Origin of the sequence: Pseudomonas sp. IzPS59 (assembly GCF_014863505.1) — a bacterium.
GTDB lineage: Bacteria > Pseudomonadota > Gammaproteobacteria > Pseudomonadales > Pseudomonadaceae > Aquipseudomonas > Aquipseudomonas kribbensis.
Window position 1 is genome coordinate 5518998 of record NZ_CP062251.1, and the last position, 20672, is coordinate 5539669.

Annotated in this window: 19 protein-coding genes; 14 read left to right on the forward strand and 5 right to left on the reverse strand. The window is 61.6% G+C overall.

What is annotated here, in order from left to right; translation table 11 throughout:
• Positions 1-16: 16 nt before the first annotated feature.
• The gene (locus tag IF189_RS24770; protein ID WP_192552412.1) at positions 17-2365 is read right to left on the reverse strand and encodes a hybrid sensor histidine kinase/response regulator; all 2349 of its coding nucleotides are present in this window, start codon (positions 2363-2365) and stop codon (positions 17-19) included.
• A 304-nt stretch (positions 2366-2669) separates the two neighbouring features.
• On the opposite strand from IF189_RS24770, the gene IF189_RS24775 reads away from it, so the two are divergent.
• From IF189_RS24775 to IF189_RS24790, 4 genes are all read left to right on the forward strand, one after another.
• Positions 2670-3467 carry a hydroxymethylpyrimidine/phosphomethylpyrimidine kinase gene (locus IF189_RS24775; protein WP_085712267.1) on the forward strand — a complete coding sequence of 266 codons (798 nt, stop codon included), beginning with the start codon at positions 2670-2672 and terminating at the stop codon, positions 3465-3467.
• Between the two features lie 18 nt (positions 3468-3485).
• A complete protein-coding gene (thiE, locus tag IF189_RS24780) occupies positions 3486-4109 on the forward strand; it encodes a thiamine phosphate synthase (RefSeq protein WP_114885725.1) in 624 nt (207 codons plus the stop codon).
• Between the two features lie 10 nt (positions 4110-4119).
• Positions 4120-5403, forward strand: a complete 1284-nt coding sequence (hemL, locus tag IF189_RS24785) for a glutamate-1-semialdehyde 2,1-aminomutase (RefSeq protein ID WP_085712269.1) — start codon at positions 4120-4122, stop codon at positions 5401-5403.
• Positions 5404-5628: 225 nt separating this feature from the next.
• Entirely contained in the window at positions 5629-6183 is a 555-nt protein-coding gene (locus IF189_RS24790) for a tetratricopeptide repeat protein (RefSeq protein ID WP_003228518.1), read from the forward strand.
• A gap of 30 nt (positions 6184-6213) precedes the next feature.
• On the opposite strand, the gene IF189_RS24795 is transcribed toward IF189_RS24790, so the two are convergent.
• A complete protein-coding gene (locus tag IF189_RS24795) occupies positions 6214-6543 on the reverse strand; it encodes a DUF1820 family protein (RefSeq protein WP_007958692.1) in 330 nt (109 codons plus the stop codon).
• A gap of 134 nt (positions 6544-6677) precedes the next feature.
• Between IF189_RS24795 and miaB the strand changes: the two genes are divergently transcribed.
• From miaB to lnt, 5 genes are all read left to right on the forward strand, one after another.
• Complete coding sequence (gene miaB, locus IF189_RS24800) at positions 6678-8006, forward strand: tRNA (N6-isopentenyl adenosine(37)-C2)-methylthiotransferase MiaB (RefSeq protein ID WP_134828207.1); 1329 nt, start codon at positions 6678-6680, stop codon at positions 8004-8006.
• A gap of 123 nt (positions 8007-8129) precedes the next feature.
• Positions 8130-9134, forward strand: a complete 1005-nt coding sequence (locus IF189_RS24805) for a PhoH family protein (RefSeq protein ID WP_011336084.1) — start codon at positions 8130-8132, stop codon at positions 9132-9134.
• On the forward strand, positions 9127-9621 hold the full coding sequence (gene ybeY / locus IF189_RS24810; RefSeq protein ID WP_134828208.1) for an rRNA maturation RNase YbeY: 495 nt from the start codon (positions 9127-9129) through the stop codon (positions 9619-9621). The genes IF189_RS24805 and ybeY overlap by 8 nt, the downstream gene beginning before the upstream one ends.
• A 5-nt stretch (positions 9622-9626) precedes the next feature.
• The gene (locus IF189_RS24815; RefSeq protein ID WP_007909641.1) at positions 9627-10466 is read left to right on the forward strand and encodes an HlyC/CorC family transporter; all 840 of its coding nucleotides are present in this window, start codon (positions 9627-9629) and stop codon (positions 10464-10466) included.
• A 17-nt stretch (positions 10467-10483) separates the two neighbouring features.
• A complete protein-coding gene (gene lnt / locus IF189_RS24820) occupies positions 10484-12007 on the forward strand; it encodes an apolipoprotein N-acyltransferase (RefSeq protein ID WP_192552413.1) in 1524 nt (507 codons plus the stop codon).
• Between the two features lie 35 nt (positions 12008-12042).
• Here lnt and IF189_RS24825 read toward each other — a convergent pair whose 3' ends face one another.
• A complete protein-coding gene (locus IF189_RS24825; RefSeq protein WP_192552414.1) occupies positions 12043-12822 on the reverse strand; it encodes a YdcF family protein in 780 nt (259 codons plus the stop codon).
• A 105-nt stretch (positions 12823-12927) separates the two neighbouring features.
• On the reverse strand, positions 12928-13251 hold the full coding sequence (locus IF189_RS24830) for a hypothetical protein (RefSeq protein WP_085712273.1): 324 nt from the start codon (positions 13249-13251) through the stop codon (positions 12928-12930).
• Between the two features lie 254 nt (positions 13252-13505).
• Here IF189_RS24830 and leuS point away from each other — a divergent pair, with 254 nt between their 5' ends.
• The 5 genes from leuS (at position 13506) to IF189_RS24855 (ending at position 19570) form a co-directional block, all read left to right on the forward strand.
• Positions 13506-16112, forward strand: coding sequence for a leucine--tRNA ligase (gene leuS, locus IF189_RS24835; protein ID WP_134828211.1), 2607 nt, complete (start codon positions 13506-13508; stop codon positions 16110-16112).
• A gap of 87 nt (positions 16113-16199) precedes the next feature.
• Complete coding sequence (lptE, locus tag IF189_RS24840; RefSeq protein WP_134828212.1) at positions 16200-16805, forward strand: LPS assembly lipoprotein LptE; 606 nt, start codon at positions 16200-16202, stop codon at positions 16803-16805.
• Between the two features lie 39 nt (positions 16806-16844).
• Positions 16845-17882 carry a DNA polymerase III subunit delta gene (gene holA / locus IF189_RS24845; protein WP_134828213.1) on the forward strand — a complete coding sequence of 346 codons (1038 nt, stop codon included), beginning with the start codon at positions 16845-16847 and terminating at the stop codon, positions 17880-17882.
• 139 nt (positions 17883-18021) lie between these two features.
• Positions 18022-18186 carry an alternative ribosome rescue factor ArfA gene (gene arfA, locus IF189_RS24850; protein WP_007958672.1) on the forward strand — a complete coding sequence of 55 codons (165 nt, stop codon included), beginning with the start codon at positions 18022-18024 and terminating at the stop codon, positions 18184-18186.
• Between the two features lie 61 nt (positions 18187-18247).
• Positions 18248-19570: a lytic murein transglycosylase gene (locus IF189_RS24855; RefSeq protein ID WP_134828214.1), complete on the forward strand. Its 1323-nt coding sequence runs from the start codon at positions 18248-18250 to the stop codon at positions 19568-19570.
• A 116-nt stretch (positions 19571-19686) separates the two neighbouring features.
• Here IF189_RS24855 and IF189_RS24860 read toward each other — a convergent pair whose 3' ends face one another.
• Positions 19687-20637, reverse strand: a complete 951-nt coding sequence (locus tag IF189_RS24860) for a S66 peptidase family protein (protein ID WP_134828215.1) — start codon at positions 20635-20637, stop codon at positions 19687-19689.
• Between the last annotated feature and the right edge of the window lie 35 nt (positions 20638-20672).

Consider the following 20672-nt stretch of genomic DNA (forward strand, 5'->3'; position numbering starts at 1 on the left):
CGGCGCTTTCACCCCATCAGCAACTCAATACCCGACGCTGCATCGCGACCTGCAAGTCTTCGAATTTCACCGGTTTGCTCAGATAATCGATCGAGCCGGCGGAAGCGCAATGCTCTCGATCCGCCCCCAATGCGATCACGAACACCGGCAGGCTGGCACAGCCCGGCAGGTCGTGGATCTGGCAACACAGCGACGCACCATCGAGCGGCGGCAACTGGCAATCGATCAGCACCGCATCGAACGGCTCGCGCTGCAGGCATTCGAGGGCTGCGGCACCGTGGTCGGCGGTGCGCACGCGGAAACCGAGCTTGAGCAACATGCCGCGCATCACCAATTGATTGACGCTGTTGTCGTCCACCAGCAACACGGTGCAGTCCTGCGGTGCGCGTATGGCATCGCGAACAGGCGTCGGCGCGGCTTCGACGGCCGGCAATTCAAACTCGACATCCAGTTGAAAACGGCTGCCGCGTCCTGGCTCGGAACGGTGCGTGAGTTTGCCGCCGAGCAGTTCCACCAGTTGTCGGCAGATCGCCAGACCGACGCCCAGGCCGCCGTACTCACGGGTCATCGAACCGTCGAGCTGGAAGAAGCGCTGATACAGCGTGGCTTCGCCCAGATCGGTAAAACCGATGCCGGTGTCGATCACCGCAAAGGACAGCGCCAGACGATTGTCCGTCGACGGTTTACCGGTGACCCGCAGGGCGAGACCGCCGACGCGGGTGAACTTGATCGCGTTGTCCAGCAGGCATTCCAGGCATTGCGCGAGTTTGGCGCTGTCGCCGTGCAGGCGATCCGGCAGGGTCGGCAGCACGTCGACCTTGAAGTCCAGCGACTTGCTCGACGCATTGCCGTCGAACTGCACGCGCAGCGCCTCGACCACCGCGCGCAGACTGAAACTGCCCGGCGTGGCCTTGAGCTTGCCGGCCTGCAATTCGGTCAGGGTCAGGATGCCGTTGACCATGCGCATCATGTCCCGGGCCGAACCGGCGGCGGTCTGCTGGTATTGCTCCAGTTCCGGGTCCAGTTCGACGGTCTGCATCAGTTCCAGCGAACCAATCACCCCGTTCATCGGCGTGCGCAGTTCGTGGGTCAGGGTCGCGAGGAATTCGTCCTTGAGCTTGTTGCTGTGGGCCAGTTGCTGGTTGAGCACTTCGAGCTTCTGGCCGGCGTCGAACAGGGTCTGCGCCTGTTGTTCACGCATGGCGTTGATGCGGTCGGCCAGCGCCAATGACAGCAGCGCCACCTCGATGGCCGAGCCGATCTGGCTGGCGTACATGGTCAGGAACACGTTCGGCAGCAACCCCAGCACCATCATCGTGTTGACGATCCCGCCAAGCAGAAACGCCGACCAGGCGATGATGAAATAGCGCGCCACGCGCAGGCCGCGCCACCAGGCGAGGATCCCGGCGGCGAAGATCACCACGGTAAAGGTGAGTGCCAGGGTCGTCGCCAGGCGCAAGGCCAGGGCGTAACTGGTCATCAGTGACAGACCGATCACCAGCGCACCGAACACGATCAGGGCGATCAACAGCCGGTCGAGCCAGCGGCTGTGGTTTTTGGTCTGCAGGAAGCTGCGGGCGAACTGGCTGCCGAACAGCCCCGCGCAACCAATGAAGAACGGCGTGGCGGCGTTGGCCCACCATGGATTGTCCGGCCAGAAATACTCGACCGCCGCGCCATTCACCGACAACTGATAAAGGCCGAAGGAACCGATATAGAAAATGTAATAGAGGTAACTGGTGTCGCGCACGCTGAGGTAGATGAACAGGTTGTAGACCAGCATCCCCAGCAGCACGCCATAAATCAGGCCCAACACGTACAGGCGCACCGGCTGGTCTTCTAGGTACGCGGTACTCGACCACAACGTCACCGGCGCCTGGATCGAGCCTTCACTGGACAACCGCAAGTAGACGGTCTGTTGCTGGTCAGGCTTGAACGTGAGGTTGAACAGGTAGTTGTTCTGCCGGATCTCGCGACTGGCGAACGGCAGCGCGTCCCCGGTCTGGCGCACCAGGCGATAGTCGCCGGCGGCATCGGGCAGATACAGGTCGAGGTGATCGAGCGGCGGATAGGCCAGCTCCAGCAGCCAGGTACGCTGCGCCACCGGATTGCTCGGACGGTAATGCAGGTCGATCTTCAGCCAGAACGCCGAGCGCGAGTAACCGGCATTGAGCGTGGCTTTATCGTGTTTTTTGAATTGTCCGGCAGCGGCCTGCGCGCGGACGTCGGCAATGCTCGCCTGACCGCTCGGGTCTTCGAACACTTGCAGGGATCGACCCAGCGGGAGGCTCTGGGTGAACTCGTCGAATTCGACGGCGTTTGCCAGGAGGGGCAAACAGAACAGCAACATCAACAAATAGCGCATTGAAGCCCCAGCGTGGCTTGTCCGGTCGTGTCAGGAAGCCCCCCATTCCCTTTGAGATGACGTAAAACCGGTATTACCTGTTATTGGTTTGGATCCACTCTAGCATAGCCGTTGATGGCCATTGAGCACCATGGAAATTTTTCTGACAAAGGCTCTAGAACGGGCGTTTCAGAGCAAAACACCGAGCTAGAGCTGTTGGCTTGGTCAGATTGTTACAACCCTTGCGGATCCGGTTATCGAGGTTATCGGCCAAGCGCTGCGCCACAACACCCGAAAAACAGGTTTGGTGGTAAGCTCGCGCACCATGAATATCTACAGCTCACGCCCCGTTGTCCTCTGTCTCTCCGGCCACGACCCCAGTGGTGGCGCCGGCTTGCAGGCAGATATCGAAGCCCTGCTCGCTCAGGGTTGCCATGCGGCTCCGGCCGTCACCGCCCTGACCGTGCAAGACACCGTCAACGTCACTGACTTTCGCGTCCTCGACCGTGAGTGGGTACTGGCCCAGGCCAATGCCGTGCTCAACGATTCCGAAGTCGCGGCAGTGAAACTGGGCATGCTCGGTTCCCTGGAAATGGTCGACACCGTTGTCGAACTGCTCCAGGCGCACCCGCACTTGCCAGTGGTCTGCGACCCGGTGCTGCGCGCCGGCGGTGGCGGACGCCTGGGCAAGGACGAGGTCGGCTACGCCATGCGCGAACGCCTGCTGCCGCTGTCGATCATCGCCACCCCCAACCTTCCCGAAGCCCGGATCCTCGCCGAACTGCCAGAAGGCACCGCGGACGAGTGTGCTGAAAAACTGTTGCCGTTCATCAAGAACCTGCTGATCACCGGCGGCCACGGCGACGAAACCGAAATCCACAATCGCCTGTACAGCCGTGACGGCTTGCGCGAAACCTTCAAGTGCCAGCGCCTGCCGGGCAGCTATCACGGCTCCGGCTGCACCCTGGCCAGCACCCTTGCCGGTCGACTGGCGCAGGGCGAAAACCTGGCCAGCGCCGTGCGTACCGCGCTGGATTACACCTGGCGCACGCTGCGCGATGCCGAACAGCTGGGCAAAGGCCAGTTCGTGCCGCGTCGCCTGCCGCTGGATTTCTGCTCGTAACGTCGTGAGGTCTGCCTGATGAAACTACGTGGCCTGTACGCCATTACCGACGGTCCATTGCTGGCCGGCAAGTTTCTGCCGTACGTGGAGGCGGCGCTGGAAGGCGGCGTCACCCTGCTGCAATACCGCGACAAGAGCAGCGACGAAGCCCGGCGCCTGCGTGAGGCCGAGGCCTTGCGTGATCTGTGCGAACGCTACAAGACCCAGTTGATCATCAACGATGACGCCGAACTGGCCGCACGCCTGAACGTCGGCGTGCACCTGGGCCAGACCGACGGCCCGCTGTCGCCGACCCGCGCCCTGCTCGGTTCGAAAGCGATCATCGGATCGACCTGCCACGCCCAACTCGAACTGGCCGAACAGGCCGCCAAAGAAGGCGCGAGCTACGTCGCCTTCGGTCGCTTCTTCAATTCCAACACCAAACCCGGCGCGCCGACCTGCAGCCTCGACCTGCTCGACGAGGCCAAACGCACCCTGCACCTGCCGATCTGCGCGATTGGCGGCATCACCCTCGACAACGCCGCGCCGCTGGTGGCCCACGGTGTCGATCTGCTGGCCGTGGTCCATGGCCTGTTCGGCGCCGACAGCACCGCCGAAGTGACCCGCCGCGCCCGCGCATTCAACGAATTACTAAAAGTCTGAGAGCCCGATCATGTCTCGTTCCGAAACCCTGTTTGCCAACGCCCAGAAACACATTCCCGGTGGCGTGAACTCGCCGGTTCGCGCGTTCAAGAGCGTAGGCGGCACGCCGCTGTTCTTCAAGCACGCCGAAGGCGCCTACGTCACCGACGAAGACAACAAGCGTTATGTGGATTACGTCGGTTCCTGGGGCCCGATGATCCTCGGCCACAGCCACCCGGACGTACTCGACGCTGTGCGTAACCAGTTGCAACACGGCCTGTCCTACGGCGCGCCGACCGCGATGGAAACCGAGATGGCCGATCTGGTCTGCTCGCTGGTGCCGTCGATGGAGATGGTGCGCATGGTCAGCTCCGGCACCGAAGCGACCATGAGCGCGATCCGTCTGGCCCGTGGTTTCACCGGCCGCGACAGCATCATCAAGTTCGAAGGCTGCTACCACGGTCACTCCGACAGCCTGCTGGTCAAGGCCGGTTCCGGTGCACTGACCCAAGGCGTACCTAGTTCGGCCGGCGTACCGGCCGCATTCGCCAAACACACCCTGACCCTGCCGTTCAACGACATCGACGCCGTTGAAAAAATGCTCGCCGAAGTCGGCCAGGACGTCGCGTGCATCATCGTCGAGCCGGTTGCCGGCAACATGAACTGCGTACCACCGGCGCCGGGTTTCCTCGAAGGCCTGCGCAGCCTGTGCGACAAGCACGGCGTGGTGCTGATTTTCGACGAAGTGATGACTGGTTTCCGTGTGGCCCTGGGCGGCGCTCAGGCTTACTACGGCGTAACACCGGACCTGACCACCTTCGGCAAGATCATCGGCGGCGGCATGCCGGTCGGCTGCTTCGGCGGCAAGCGTTCGATCATGGAGCGCATCGCACCGCTGGGCCCGGTCTACCAGGCAGGCACCCTGTCGGGCAACCCGCTGGCGATGGCCGCCGGCCTGACCACCCTGCGCCTGATCAGCCGTCCGGGTTTCCACGCCGAGTTGACCGACTACACCACTCGCCTGCTCGACGGCCTGCAACAACGTGCTGACGCGGCGGGCATTCCGTTCGTGACCACCCAGGCCGGCGGCATGTTCGGTCTGTACTTCAGCGGCGCCGACGACATTGTTACCTTTGAAGACGTGATGGCCAGTGATGCAGCGCTGTTCGGTCGCTTCTTCCACCTGATGCTCGAAGGTGGCGTGTACCTGGCACCGAGCGCATTCGAAGCCGGTTTCACCTCGATCGCCCACGGCGAAGCCGAACTGAAACTGACCCTCGACGCTGCCGAGCGCGCGTTCGCCAAACTGAAGTAATGGCTTGATCGCTGACGTTGGCCATTGCCAGCGTCAGCTTTCACCTACATTCCAGCGTTTTCTCCGACGCTTCTGCCAAAAATCTCCCGCAAACCGGGTGATATATTCCCCACACAGCAGAAAATCGAGTAAAGACTTTGTAAGGTGGCCCCTGCTTATTTCATAATGCGCGCTTATTGGATCCCTCGACGGGTCCGCGCGCCCTTCAGAGGTAAGTCGATTCCCATGAACCGCACCGGCCGCACCCTTGCCTTGGGCTGCCTGTTGCTCCTTCAGCCGCTGCTCGCACATGCACAAGCAGGCGGCAACTCGTTGTTGATCCCGGCGATGGGTCGCTGCACCCTCAATACTCAGCCGCAAGATGTCACGCAGGCCCTCGCCGCCTGCCAAAAGGCAGCGGATGAAGGGGATGCGCAAGCGCAATACGAGTTGGGTGAGTTCTACTACGACGGCAAGAATGCGCCGCGCGACCTCAATCAAGCCCTGAGCTATTTCGAAAAGGCCTCGCTGCAAGGCCACGCCCAGGCGCAATTCAAGCTCGGCACCATGTTCTTCCACGGTGAAGGTGTGCAGGCCAACAACATTCAGGCCTACATCGTGCTGAAGATGGCCGCGGTCAACGGCGCCGAAGACGCGCTCGACACCGCCGACGAAGTGTCTGAAAAGATGTCCCGCGAAGACCTGGAAACCGCAACCCAGGTGCTCGGGCAAATTTTCCGTAAATACCTGATGGAACTGCAGAGCGCCGACGGGCGTACGCCGTTCTCGCCTCTGCCGTAGCTCCTGTCGTAGCGCCTTTTCCCGCCCCGCTTACTTCTCGGGCATCGGTACCGGGAACGGCATCACATTGCCAACACCGCCACGGGCTTCGCTGATTTTCGGCGTGCCGAGGCGTTCCACTTCGTCGATGCGCACGATCGAATGCATCGGCACAAAGCTGCGCACCACGCCTTCGAACTGTGCCTTGAGCTTCTCTTCGCTCGGGTCGACGACCACCTGGGTGCGCTCGCCAAAGACGAACTCTTCCACTTCCAGGAAGCCCCACAGATCACTTTGATAGATCTGCTTGGCGTACATTTCGAACACCTGGCCCTGGTTGAGGAAAATCACCTTGTAGATTGGAGCTTCGCGTTTGGTCATGGCGGGCGGACAACACATCGGGGTAAAAATGAGGGCGCGAACTATAGCATAGCCACCGGACGCGCAACGGTAGGAACCTGGGGACATGTTCCCTATAATGCGCGGTTCTTTGAACCACGTGACGACCCTATTCCATGGCCAAGAAGCTTTACATCGAAACCCACGGTTGCCAGATGAACGAGTACGACAGCTCGCGCATGGTCGATCTGCTGGGCGAACACCAGGCCCTGGAAGTCACGGCGCGGGCAGAAGACGCCGACGTGATCCTGCTCAACACCTGTTCGATCCGCGAACGCGCCCAGGACCGGGTGTATTCCCAGCTTGGTCGCTGGCGCGAACTGAAACTGGCCAACCCGGACATGGTGATCGCCGTCGGCGGTTGCGTGGCCAGTCAGGAAGGCGCGGCGATCCGTGATCGCGCCCCGTACGTTGACGTGGTGTTCGGCCCGCAAACCCTGCACCGCCTGCCGGAAATGATCGACGCCGCGCGCATCAGCAAGCTGCCGCAAGTCGACGTCTCGTTCCCGGAAATCGAAAAGTTCGACCACCTGCCCGAGCCGCGCATCGACGGCCCGAGCGCCTACGTGTCAGTGATGGAAGGCTGCAGCAAGTACTGCACGTTCTGCGTGGTGCCTTATACCCGTGGCGAAGAGGTCAGCCGGCCGTTCGACGACGTGATCGCCGAGATCATCCATCTGGCCGAAAACGGCGTGCGTGAAGTGACCCTGCTGGGGCAGAACGTCAACGGCTATCGGGGCCAGACCCACGACGGTCGCCTGGCGGATCTGGCCGAACTGATCCGCGTCGTCGCGGCCGTCGATGGCATCGACCGCATCCGCTACACCACGTCGCATCCGCTGGAGTTCTCCGACAGCCTGATCCAGGCCCACGCCGAAGTGCCGGAACTGGTGAAGCACCTGCACTTGCCGGTGCAGTCCGGTTCGGACCGGATCCTGGCCGCCATGAAACGCAACCACACGGCGTTGGAATACAAATCAAAACTGCGCAAACTGCGCGCTGCCGTACCCGGAATCTGCATCAGTTCGGACTTCATCGTCGGCTTCCCGGGGGAGACCGAGAAAGACTTCGAACAGACCATGAAGCTGATTGCTGACGTCGGCTTCGACTTTTCTTATTCGTTCGTCTACAGCCAGCGCCCGGGCACTCCAGCTGCCGATCTGGCCGACGACACTCCGGAAGAACTGAAAAAAGAACGCCTGAACGCCTTGCAGCACCGTTTGAATCAGCAAGGCTTCGAGATCAGCCGACAAATGGTCGGTTCGGTCCAGCGGATCCTGGTGACCGACTATTCGAAGAAAGACCCGGGCGAGCTGCAAGGGCGCACCGAGAATAATCGTATCGTCAACTTCCGCTGCGACAATCCAACCCTGATCGGTCAGTTCGCCGACGTGCACATAGACGCGGCACAACCGCACTCGCTGCGCGGCTCGCTGATCCAGTAACACCGCAAGGAGACCGCGCCAGAGGGCTGAATCGGTGCCAGGCTTTTTAAGAGCTTTCGCACCCACGCCACTGGCGTTATCCTTGATTTCATCCCAATTGCCCCAGGGCGGCTAAATACGACCTTGAACGCACCCATAGAACCTCATCGTTTCATCCTCGAGCCTTTTGAGGCTCGCCGCTTCGCCAATCTGTGCGGGCAGTTCGACGAACACCTGCGCCTGATCGAACAGCGCCTGGCCATCGAGATCCGCAACCGCGGCAATCAGTTCGAGCTGATCGGCGAACCCAAGCACACCACTTCCGCGGAAAACCTGATTCGCCGCCTGTACCGGGAAACCAAGGGTTCAGAGCTGTCGCCGGATACGGTTCACCTGTTCCTCCAGGAATCGGCCGTCGAGCAACTGGACAACCACGCCCCCGCCGAAGCCTCCGTCGCCCTGCGCACCAAGAAAGGCATGATTCGCCCACGCGGTTTGAATCAGTTGCGCTACGTGAAGGAAATCCTCGGCAACGACATCAACTTCGGCATCGGCCCGGCCGGTACCGGCAAGACCTATCTGGCCGTGGCCTGCGCCGTGGATGCTCTGGAGCGCGAACAGATCCGCCGCATCCTGCTGGTGCGTCCGGCGGTCGAAGCGGGCGAGAAACTCGGCTTCCTGCCCGGCGACCTGTCGCAAAAGATCGACCCGTACCTGCGCCCGCTCTACGACGCCCTCTATGAAATGCTCGGCTTCGAATACGTGGCCAAGCTGATCGAGCGCCAGGTGATCGAAGTCGCACCGCTGGCCTATATGCGCGGTCGTACGCTGAACAACAGTTTCATCATTCTCGACGAAAGCCAGAACACCACCGTCGAGCAGATGAAGATGTTCCTGACCCGGATCGGTTTCGGCTCCACAGCCGTGATCACCGGCGACATCACCCAGGTCGACCTGCCGCGCGGCACCAAATCCGGACTTCATCATGTCATCGAAGTCCTGAAGGATGTGCCGGGTATCAGCTTCACCCACTTCCAGCCCAAAGACGTGGTGCGCCACCCGTTGGTGCAACGCATCGTCGAGGCCTACGAGCGCTTCGAGACGCGCCTGGCCGATGAAGCGCCAAAGGACACTCGCCACGATGCTTGAGCTTGACCTGCAAATCGCGACCGAAGCGTCTGCGCCGACCGAAGCCGAATTCCGCCAATGGTGCGAACTGGCCCTGCGCCAGCGCACCGCCGACTCGGAAATGACCATTCGTCTGGTCGACGAAGAAGAAGGCCGCGAACTCAATCACACCTGGCGCCACAAGGATTACGCGACCAACGTCCTGTCCTTTCCCGCCGAAGTGCCCGACGAGTTTCTCGACATCCCGCTGCTGGGCGATCTGGTGATCTGCGTGGCGGTGGTCGAGCGTGAAGCGGCCGAACAGGGCAAGGAACTTAACGCCCACTGGGCACATCTGGTCATTCACGGCTGCTTGCATCTGCTTGGTTACGACCATATAGATGACGAGGAAGCCGAGGAAATGGAAGCACTGGAACGCGAGTTGCTTGCCGAATTGGGTTATCCCGATCCGTACGCGGACGACGAAACCGAAACATCCCCTATCGTTACAACAAAGGATTCAGAGTAATCGCTATGAGCGAAGATCGATCGAGCAACGGGCAGAAGTCCTGGCTGGGTAAACTGACCCAGGCTTTTGCCCACGAGCCGAAGAACCGCCAGGAGCTGCTGGAGCTGCTGCGCGATGCACATCAGAACAAACTGCTGGACAGCGAAGCGCTGGCCATCGTCGAAGGCGCCATTCAGGTGGCTGACCTGCAGGTTCGCGACATCATGGTGCCGCGCTCGCAGATGATCAGCATCAAGGCGACCCAGACACCCCGCGAATTTCTCCCCGCCGTGGTCGACTCGGCCCACTCGCGCTACCCGGTCATCGGCGAAAGCCATGACGACGTGATGGGCGTGCTGCTGGCCAAGGATCTGCTGCCGCTGATCCTCAAGGAGAACGGCGACAGCTTCAACATCAAGGACCTTCTGCGCCCGGCCACGTTCGTGCCGGAGTCCAAGCGTCTGAACGTGTTGCTGCGTGAATTCCGCGCCAACCACAACCACATGGCCATCGTCATCGACGAATACGGCGGCGTGGCCGGTCTGGTGACCATCGAGGACGTGCTTGAGCAAATCGTCGGCGACATCGAAGACGAGCACGACGTCGAAGAAGACAGCTACATCAAGCCGCTGCCCAGCGGTGATTTCCTGATCAAGGCCCTGACGCCGATCGAGAACTTCAACGAGTTCTTCGACAGCGAATTCTCCGACGATGAGTTCGACACCGTCGGCGGACTGGTGATGAGCGCGTTCGGGCACTTGCCAAAACGCAACGAAATCACTGAAATCGGCGCTTATCGTTTCCGCATCCTGAACGCCGACAGCCGTCGGATTCATTTGCTGCGACTGACTCCAATCGCCCGGTAAAAAATCTAAGGATTGAAATGCGCTGGACAACCCGCCCCGGCTGGCCCGGTAACCTGCTGGCCGTGGCGGCCGGTGCAATCACCACCTTCGCGCTGGCACCGTTCGATCTCTGGCCGCTGGCCCTGCTGGCGGTCGGCCTGTTCTATGCCGGCCTGCGCGAGCTGAGCCCGCGCCAGGCACTCGGTCGTGGCTGGTGCTTCGGTTTCGGCCTGTTCGGCGCCGGTACCAGCTGGATCTACTACAGCATCCACCATTTCGGCGGCGCTTCGGTGCTGCTGGCCGGGTTCCTGATGCTGATTTTCACCGCGGCCATTGCCTGGTTCTTCGCCCTGCCCGCCTGGCTGTGGGCGCGCTGGCTGCGCCGTAACGAAGCACCGCTGGCCGATGCCCTGGCCTTCGCGGCGTTGTGGGTTGGCCAGGAAGCGTTTCGTGGCTGGTTCCTCACCGGGTTTCCGTGGCTGTACTCCGGTTACAGCCAACTGGACGGCCCGCTGGCCGGGCTGGCGCCGGTGGGCGGCATGTGGCTGGTGTCGTTCGTCCTGGCGCTGACCGCCGCGCTGATCTACAACTCACCGCGCCTGCTGCAGTCCGGTCGCAAAGGCTTTATCGCCGCCGGGCTGGTGCTGCTGGTCGGCCCATGGGCGGCGGGCATCGCCTTGAAAGGCCACGCCTGGACCAGCCCGTCCGGCGCACCGCTGACCGTTGCCGCCATTCAAGGCAACGTCGAACAAAGCATGAAATGGGACCCGGCGCAGCTCAACGCGCAACTGGCGCTGTACCGCGACTTGAGTTTCCGTTCGAAACCGGTGGATCTGCTGATCTGGCCGGAAACCGCCGTCCCGGTGCTCAAGGAATCCGCCGAGGGTTACCTGAACATGATGGGCAGCTTCGCCGCCGAGCGTAAATCGGCGCTGATCACGGGTGTGCCGATCCGCCAGACGGTGCGTCACGAAAAACGCTTCTTCAACGGCATTACCGTAGTCGGCGAAGGCGATGGCACGTATCTGAAGCAGAAACTGGTGCCGTTCGGCGAGTACGTACCATTGCAAGACCTGTTGCGCGGGCTGATCGCGTTCTTCGATCTGCCGATGTCCGACTTCGCTCGCGGCCCAGCCGATCAGCCGTTGTTGCAGGCCAAGGGTTATCAAATTGCGCCGTTCATCTGCTACGAAGTGGTGTACCCGGAGTTCGCTGCAAGTCTTGCCGCACACAGCGATCTGCTGCTGACCATCAGCAACGACACCTGGTTCGGCACCTCCATCGGCCCGCTGCAACACCTGCAGATGGCGCAGATGCGTGCGCTTGAAGCCGGGCGCTGGATGATCCGTGCCACCAATAACGGCGTGACCGGCCTGATCAACCCGTTCGGGCAGATCACCGAACGCATTCCGCAGTTCGAACAAGGCGTGCTGTACGGCGAAGTGGTGCCGATGCACAACCTGACGCCGTATCTGCAGTGGCGCTCGTGGCCGCTGATCATCCTGTGCGTGGTGCTGTTTGGCTGGGCGCTGATGACCAACCGGATGTCCAAGACCCTCTGACAACTGAAGGGCTTCCGCGCCTTGCGCGAAAGCCCTCAGTCGCCGCTATCGCCTGCTCGATAAAACAGCGAATAACCGATCTGCCCCACCGCCTCGTTCAGCAACTGTCCGCTCTGCCAGATCGACTTGAACTCCGGCATCCAGCCGCCAAACGGCCGGGCATTGTCAGTGCCGAGGAAACCGACCGGCGCCGGCACCACTTCGAATCCGGCCTGTTGATAACTCCACACCGCTCGCGGCATATGCCAGGCCTGGGTCACCAGAACGATACGTTTGACGCCTTCCGGCAGCAGCATTTTGGCGCTGAAGGCAGCGTTTTCCCACGTGGTGCGGCTCTCCCCTTCCTGCCAGCGCACGGTCACACCGAAATCATCACACAGCGAATCGGCCATCAGTTTCGCTTCACTCGGCGGTGTACCGTAATGCAGGCCACCGCTGGTCAGAATCGGCAACCCCGAGGCCTTGGCCAGACGCGCCGCGTAGCGCTGTCGCTCAAGCCCGACGCCCGTCGGTTGATCCTCCCCCCAGGCCAGGTCGCCACGCTCGCGCCCGGAGCCCAGCACCACAATCGCATCAGCGCGTTGCGCAAGGCTTGTCCATGAATCCCGGGCCAGCGGCGGCTCGCGTTCCAGGGCCTTGGCGCCCCATTGCACGACCACCGGCAGGCTCATCAGCAGAAAGCCGCCAAAACCCAGGGCGAAGCACAGCCCGGCCAGTCGCGGCCGCGAACGTCGCAACCACCAGGCGGCGAGCAACAGCAGCAAAAGAAGGCCGGGCGGCAACAGAAGTTGTTTAATGAAATAACGAAAAGGCATCGAGCATCTCCAGAGATGCCCGAAGCCTAAGTGGGTTGGTACAACGCGACAACCAGTAGGGTCGGATCCCGTTGAAAAAGATCCGCTTTTTGACCTGCCATGCGTTTACTTGGCCTGCAGAGTGCGCACTTTTACGGTCTCTCTGCCCGGTGCCTTGTCCTTGAGCCAGATGACCTTGGCCGAATGGGCTGCATCGAGTTGCTTCACTGCCTGTGACAGGTATCCGTGGGTTTCACGCTCACTGCGATCCAGATAAGCCTTGACCAGATTGAACTCGGCGGGGCTCAAGCCACGCAATTCCAGCTCCAGGGGGCGCTCGTCGCGCAGCCGTCCAGCGGTTTTTGCCGCGTCCAGGGCCATTCCCAGACGATCGATCAACCGCTCGTACAACTCGGGTTTGGTTATGTTTCTTTGCTGTGACTCCACCATCCCTCACCTCATTGAAGATAAGACTCACTCCCCAGTTAGAGCTTAGCTTCGCTGCACAAACCGGCTGCACGCCGCGACCAACGGCCCTCGCCGCGATTTCAACGGGGCAAACGGCTGCAATCAGGGTTTCCCTAGGCCAAGCGCGGTCATGTATGCTACGGCGCTTCCTGTAACTCCACTTCCAGCCCGTCCGGCCCGCTCCGGATGTCGCATTGAAGAGGATTAGGCCACCCCTATCCAGTACAAAAGTAGCCATGCACGAACAATATCAGCCCCGTGAAATCGAAGCCGCCGCCCAGTCGTTCTGGGACGAGCAAAAGTCCTTTGAAGTCAGTGAACAGCCAGGCAAGGAGACTTACTACTGCCTGTCGATGTTCCCTTACCCCAGCGGCAAGCTACACATGGGGCACGTGCGCAACTACACCATCGGCGACGTGATCTCCCGCTACCAGCGCATGCTCGGCAAGAACGTCCTGCAACCGATGGGTTGGGACGCCTTCGGCATGCCGGCGGAAAACGCCGCGATGAAGAACAACGTGGCCCCGGCCAAGTGGACCTACGAAAACATCGCCTACATGAAATCCCAGCTGCGCAGCCTGGGCCTCGCGGTGGACTGGTCCCGCGAAGTCACCACCTGCAAGCCTGATTACTACCGCTGGGAACAATGGCTGTTCACCCGCCTGTTCGAAAAAGGCGTGATCTACCGCAAGAACGGTACCGTGAACTGGGACCCGATCGACCAGACCGTTCTGGCCAACGAACAGGTGATCGACGGTCGCGGATGGCGTTCCGGCGCGCTGATCGAAAAGCGCGAAATCCCGATGTACTACTTCAAGATCACCGCCTACGCGGATGAGCTGCTGGAGAGTCTCGACGAACTGACCGGCTGGCCGGAACAGGTCAAGACCATGCAGCGCAACTGGATCGGCAAGTCCCGCGGGATGGAAGTGCAGTTCCCGTACAACGTCGATTCGATCGGCGAAAGCGGCACCCTGAAAGTCTTCACCACCCGTCCGGACACCCTGATGGGCGCAACCTATGTTGCCGTGGCTGCCGAGCACCACCTGGCTGCCCTCGCTGCCAAGAACAACCCTGAGCTGCAAGCGTTCATCGCCGAATGCAAGGGCGGCAGCGTTGCCGAAGCCGACGTCGCCACTCAAGAAAAGAAAGGCCTGCCGACCGGCCTGTTCGTCGAGCACCCGCTGACCGGCGAAAAGCTGCCGGTGTGGGTCGCCAACTACGTGCTGATGCACTACGGCGACGGTGCGGTCATGGCTGTGCCGGCTCACGACGAGCGCGATTTCGAGTTCGCCCACAAATACAACCTGCCAGTCAAATCCGTGGTTCGCACCAGTTCCGGTGAAACCAACCCGGCTCCGTGGCAGGACGCCTACGGCGAGCACGGCACGCTGATCAATTCCGGCGAGTTCGACGGCCTGGACTTCGCAGGCGCGTTCGACGCCATGGAAGTCGCCCTGATCAAGAAAAACCTCGGCGCCTCGCGCACCCAGTTCCGCCTGCGCGACTGGGGCATCAGCCGTCAGCGCTACTGGGGCTGCCCGATCCCGATCATCCACTGCGATGCCTGCGGTGACGTGCCGGTGCCGGAAGACCAGTTGCCTGTCGTACTGCCGGAAGACGTGGTGCCGGACGGCGCCGGTTCGCCGCTGGCGCGCATGCCCGAGTTCTACGAGTGCACCTGCCCGAAATGCGGCCAGCCTGCCAAGCGTGAAACCGACACCATGGACACCTTCGTCGAGTCGTCCTGGTACTACGCCCGTTACGCCTCGCCGCACTTCGAAGGCGGTCTGGTGGAAAAATCCGCGGCCGACCACTGGTTGCCGGTGGATCAGTACATCGGCGGTATCGAACACGCCATTCTTCACCTGCTCTACGCGCGTTTCTTCCACAAGCTGATGCGCGACGAAGGCCTGGTGAGTTCCAACGAGCCGTTCAAGAACCTGCTGACCCAGGGCATGGTGGTCGCCGAAACCTACTATCGTCGTGAAGCCAACGGCGCCTACACCTGGTTCAACCCGGCGGACGTGGAACTGGAGCGCGACAGCAAGGCCAAGGTCATCAGTGCCAAACTGAAATCCGACGGCCTGCCGGTGGAAATCGGCGGCACCGAGAAGATGGCCAAGTCGAAGAACAACGGCGTCGACCCACAGTCGATGATCGATCAGTTCGGCGCCGACACCTGCCGCCTGTTCATGATGTTCGCTTCGCCACCTGACATGAGCGCTGAGTGGTCCGACTCCGGCGTGGAAGGCTCGCACCGCTTCCTCAAGCGCGTCTGGCGTCTGGCTCAGGCCCACGTTACCCAGGGCCTGCCGGGCAAACTGGACATCGCCGGCCTGAATGACGAGCAGAAAGTCGTTCGTCGTGCGATCCACCAGGCGATCAAGCAGGCCAGCCATGACGTCGGCCAGAACCACAAATTCAACACCGCCATCGCCCAGGTGATGACGCTGATGAACGTGCTGGAAAAAGCCGCCCAGGCCACCGAGCAGGACCGTGCGCTGATCCACGAAGGCCTGGAAGCCGTGACCCTGCTGCTGGCCCCGATCACGCCGCACATCAGCCATGAACTGTGGAATCGCCTGGGACATGCTGATCCGGTGATCGACGCCGGCTGGCCGGTGCTGGACGAAAGCGCGCTGGTGCAGGACAGCCTGACCCTGGTCATCCAGGTCAACGGCAAACTGCGCGGCCAGATCGAAATGCCGGCTGCCGCGACCCGTGAAGAAGTCGAAGCCGCCGCCCGTGCCAACGAAAACGTGCTGCGCTTCGTCGATGGCCTGACTATTCGCAAAGTGATCGTAGTGCCCGGGAAACTGGTCAATATCGTCGCCAGCTAATTGGATCGGACGCCGGGTCTGCCTGGCGTCCAGTAAAACCTTTCGGGCCGCAGGGTCGGCCCACATGGTTTCAAGGGGAGCAACACAATGATCAAACGCAATCTGCTGGTGATGGGCCTCGCTGTCCTGTTGAGCGCCTGCGGTTTCCAGCTGCGCGGCACCGGCACCACCGAACTGACGATCAAGGAGCTCGATCTGAGCGCCCGTAACGCCTACGGCGAAACCGTGACGCAACTGCGTCAGGTGCTGGAGGCCAGCGGCGTCAAGATTGTCTCCGGCGCACCGTACAAGCTGTACCTGGCCGATGAGCAGGAAAACCAGCGCATCCTCAGCTACGCCGGTGCCGGTCGTACTGGCGAGTATCAAGTGACCACCGTGCTCAACTACGATATTCGTGGCGAAAAAGACCTGCTGCTCAAAAGCGACAAGCTTGAAGTGCAGAAAGTGTTCATTCACGACGGTAACAACCTTGTCGGCTCCGACCAGGAAGCCAACGATGCTCGCCGTGAAACCCGCCGCGAACTGGTCCAGCGCATGATGCTGCGCCTGCAGCAACTGACGCCGGCCCAACTGGATGCGCTGCAGCAGACCGCCAACGCCCGGGCCAAGGCTGAAGCCGATGCCCTGGAAGCGGCGCAGAAGGCTGAAGCGGAAACTCCGCGTCAGTCGCCGCTCGAACTGCCGCAGCAGTAAGACGTCCGGGGCGCTCAGGCGCCCCGTTCGCCCTCTCTTATGAAGCTCGCTCCCGCCCAAATCGGCAAACACCTGCAAGGCGCCCTTGCGCCGGTCTACATCATCAGCGGCGATGACCCGCTGCTGTGCCAGGAAGCTGCCGACGCCATTCGTTCCGCTGCCCGTCAGCAAGGTTTCGACGAACGTCAGGTCTTCGCTGCCGACGCCAATTTCGATTGGGGTACGCTGCTGCTGGCCGGTGCCAGCATGTCGTTGTTCGCTGAAAAGCGCCTGCTGGAACTGCGCCTGCCCTCCGGCAAGCCCGGTGACAAGGGTGCCGCCGCGCTGATCGAATACTGCTCGCGCCCTGCCGAAGACACGGTATTGCTGATCAGCCTGCCCAAGCTGGACGGCAGCGCGCAGAAAACCAAGTGGGGCAAGGCGCTGGTCGAAGGTCAGCAAACCCAGTTCGTGCAGATCTGGCCGGTGGATGCCAATCAGTTGCCGAGCTGGATTCGTCAGCGACTGTCTCAGGCCGGCCTTTCGGCCAGTCAGGACGCGGTCGAACTGATTGCTGCGCGGGTCGAAGGCAACCTGCTTGCTGCCGCACAGGAGATCGAGAAGCTCAAGCTGATGGCCGAAGACGGACAGATCACCGTCGAAACCGTGCAGGCGGCCGTGGCCGACAGTGCGCGCTTCGACGTGTTCGGCCTGACCGACGCAGTCCTCAACGGCGAACCGGCTCACGCTCTGCGCATGCTCGAAGGCCTGCGCGGTGAAGGGGTCGAGCCGCCGGTGATCCTCTGGGCCCTGGCTCGGGAACTGCGTCTGCTGGCCAACATCTCCCTGCAGTACAGCCAGGGTACGCCGCTGGACAAGTGCTTCAGTCAGGCGAAACCGCCGGTCTGGGACAAACGCAAACCGCTGATGAGCAAGGCCCTGCAACGCTACTCCGCGCAACGCTGGGCGCAATTGTTGCTCGAAGCCCAGCGCATCGATGCGCAGATCAAGGGTCAGGCGGCCGGATCGCCGTGGATGAGCCTCAGCCGTTTAACGCTGTTGATGGCCGGTCAGCGTCTGACGTTACCTGCCGAATGAAATCCGGGATCGCACCCTGCGATCCCTTTTTTTGCAAAGACCATTTCCTACAGAACATCGCGCCTTCAGTCCTATAGACAGACGCTCGACATCGGCAGATCATTTGCCGCACAAAACCCACTCACTCGCGAGAACCCTAATGAGCAAAAAGCCATCGAAACATGGCCACAACAAGGCCAAATCCATCGTCGCCCAACCCCTGTTCCGCAGCCGCCAGGAACGACCAACCAAGGGTAAAGGCAGCTACCGCCGCGAAGCCTTCCAGTCTGACAGCTGGGAGGCTTCTTACTTTCTGGCCGCTTGAAGCGCAGCACCCCTTCCTCATGTTAAGGTCTGCACCTGATTCGTATCCCCTGGACCTGTGCATGCCCCTCAGTCTTTCCCGTCGTTGGCCCGTTCGCCAACTGATCGCTGCCACAAGTTTCATACTGCTTGTCGCCTGCGCGGAGAAACCCACCGCCGCCGACGCGCAACCGCTTCAGACTGCTCCCGTTGCCACGGCCCCTGCGGTCATCCCGCCGGTAGTGCCGTCCGGTGACGACCTCGATCTGCAACCGACCCAGACTTTCGCCGAGTGGCAGGCAGGTTTCCGCAAGGACGCCCTGGCCGCCGGTATCCGCCCCGATGTATTTGATCGTGCCTTTGCCAACGTGAGCTTCGATGCCAGCGTGATCCGCGCCGACCGTAGCCAGCCCGAGTTTGCCCGCCCGGTGTGGGAGTACCTGGACGGCGCCCTGTCGCCGCTGCGAGTACGTAAAGGCCAGACCTTGATCAACCAGTACGCCGATATCCTGCAACGCATCGAACAACGTTATGGCGTCGATCGCCAGGCGCTGGTATCGGTGTGGGGGATGGAGAGCAATTTCGGTCAGTTCCAGGGCACCAAATCGGTGATCAACTCCCTGGCAACCCTGGCCTATGAAGGTCGCCGCCCGGCCTTTGCTCACGCGCAACTGATCGCGGCGCTGCAGATCCTGCAACAGGGCGACATCACGCCGGAAAAAATGCTCGGTTCCTGGGCAGGTGCCATGGGCCAGACCCAGTTCATCCCGACGACCTACAACACCCACGCGGTGGATTTCGACGGCGACGGCCGCCGCGACATCTGGGGCAGCCCCGCCGACGCTCTGGCCTCGACTGCGCATTACTTGCAAAGCTCTGGCTGGCAGCGTGGCCAGCCATGGGGCTTCGAAGTGCAGCTGCCGAGCGGTTTCAATTACACCCTGGCAGATGGCGCGATTCGCAAGAGTGTCGCCGAATGGCGGCAACTGGGCGTGATTCTGCCCAACGGCGGCCAGCCCCCCGCCGGTTCCGAGCAACTGTCAGCCGCCCTGCTGTTGCCGGCCGGCTATCGTGGCCCGGCGTTCCTGATCCTCGACAACTTCCGGGCGATCCTCAAGTACAACAATTCGTCGTCCTATGCCCTGGCGGTAAGCCTGTTGTCCGAGCGCTTCAACGGCGCAGGCCTGATCAACGGCACCTGGCCGAAGGATGATCTGCCGCTGAGCCGTACCGAGCGCATCGAGCTACAGAACCTGCTGACCGCGCGCAACTACGACGCGGGCACCGCCGACGGCATCATCGGTGCCAATACGCGCAAGGCGATTCGTAGCGCACAACAGTCATTCGGCTGGCCGGCGGATGGCTATCCGACGCACAAGCTGCTTGAAAGCCTGCGCAACCAGTAAAAGCATCGCGGGCAAGCCCGCTCCCACAGGTTTAGAGGTGATCGCAGTTCTGCGTACAACCTGAAAACCGTGGGAGCGGGCTTGCCCGCGATGACTGACTATCAGGTGATCAGTTTCTATGCCTTGATCACCACATCCTGCTCCAGCATCAATTCCTTCTTCCCTGCATCCAGTCGAACCAGCGCGCCCAATGGCAGCGTCAGGTTCGGATCACAGTGCCCGCTGCGCCAGCCCGACAACACCGGAATCCGCAGCGGCTCGAAGGTCTGCTTGAGCAGGCGATTCAGCGCATCGACATCCACTCCCGCAATATCCCCGACCAACACGCCACGCAATCGGGCCAGCTTGCCGGCCAGACGCATCTGGGTCAGCAAGCGGTCGATCCGATACAGCGGCTCGTTGACGTCCTCGATGAGCAGGATCACCCCTTCGACGTCGATTTCGTAGGGCGTGCCCAAGGTTGCGGCGATCATCGCCAGATTGCCGCCCAGCAAACGCCCGTGAGCGATGCCGGGCTCAACCGTGGTCAGTGGATAAGCCACCGGATGGCTCAATACACTGCCGGCCTTCAACTGCCCACGCAGCATGGCAAAGAACGACGTCACCGTCGGCGGTTCCTTGTCTCCCAGCAGGTCGGCGTTCAACAATGGCCCGTGAAAGGTCACGAACCCGGCGTAGCGACTGATGGCCAGATGCAGCGCGGTGATGTCGCTGTAGCCGACAAAGGGCTTGGCATGGCGCGCCAGCAGATCGTAGTCGATTTGATCCAGCAAGCGCGGCGTGCCGTAACCGCCACGCAGACAGATGATTGCGTCAACCTCGGGATCAGCGAACGCCGCGTGCAGATCGTTCAATCGCACCTCGTCACTGCCGGCCAGATAGCCATCCTTCTCGTAAACGCCAGGGAACACCCGCAAACCGTAACCCCGGGCGCGCATCCACTGGATGGCCTTTTCAGTATCCAGCGCGCCAGGACCGGCGGGAGCAATGACGCCTATCAGCCCTTCCGATGGCAGCGCCGGCACAGGTTTGTGCGGAAAAAGGGTGTGGGTCGGTCGAACGGTCATCCATGGATCTCCCTGTGTAAAGTCATGCACACACA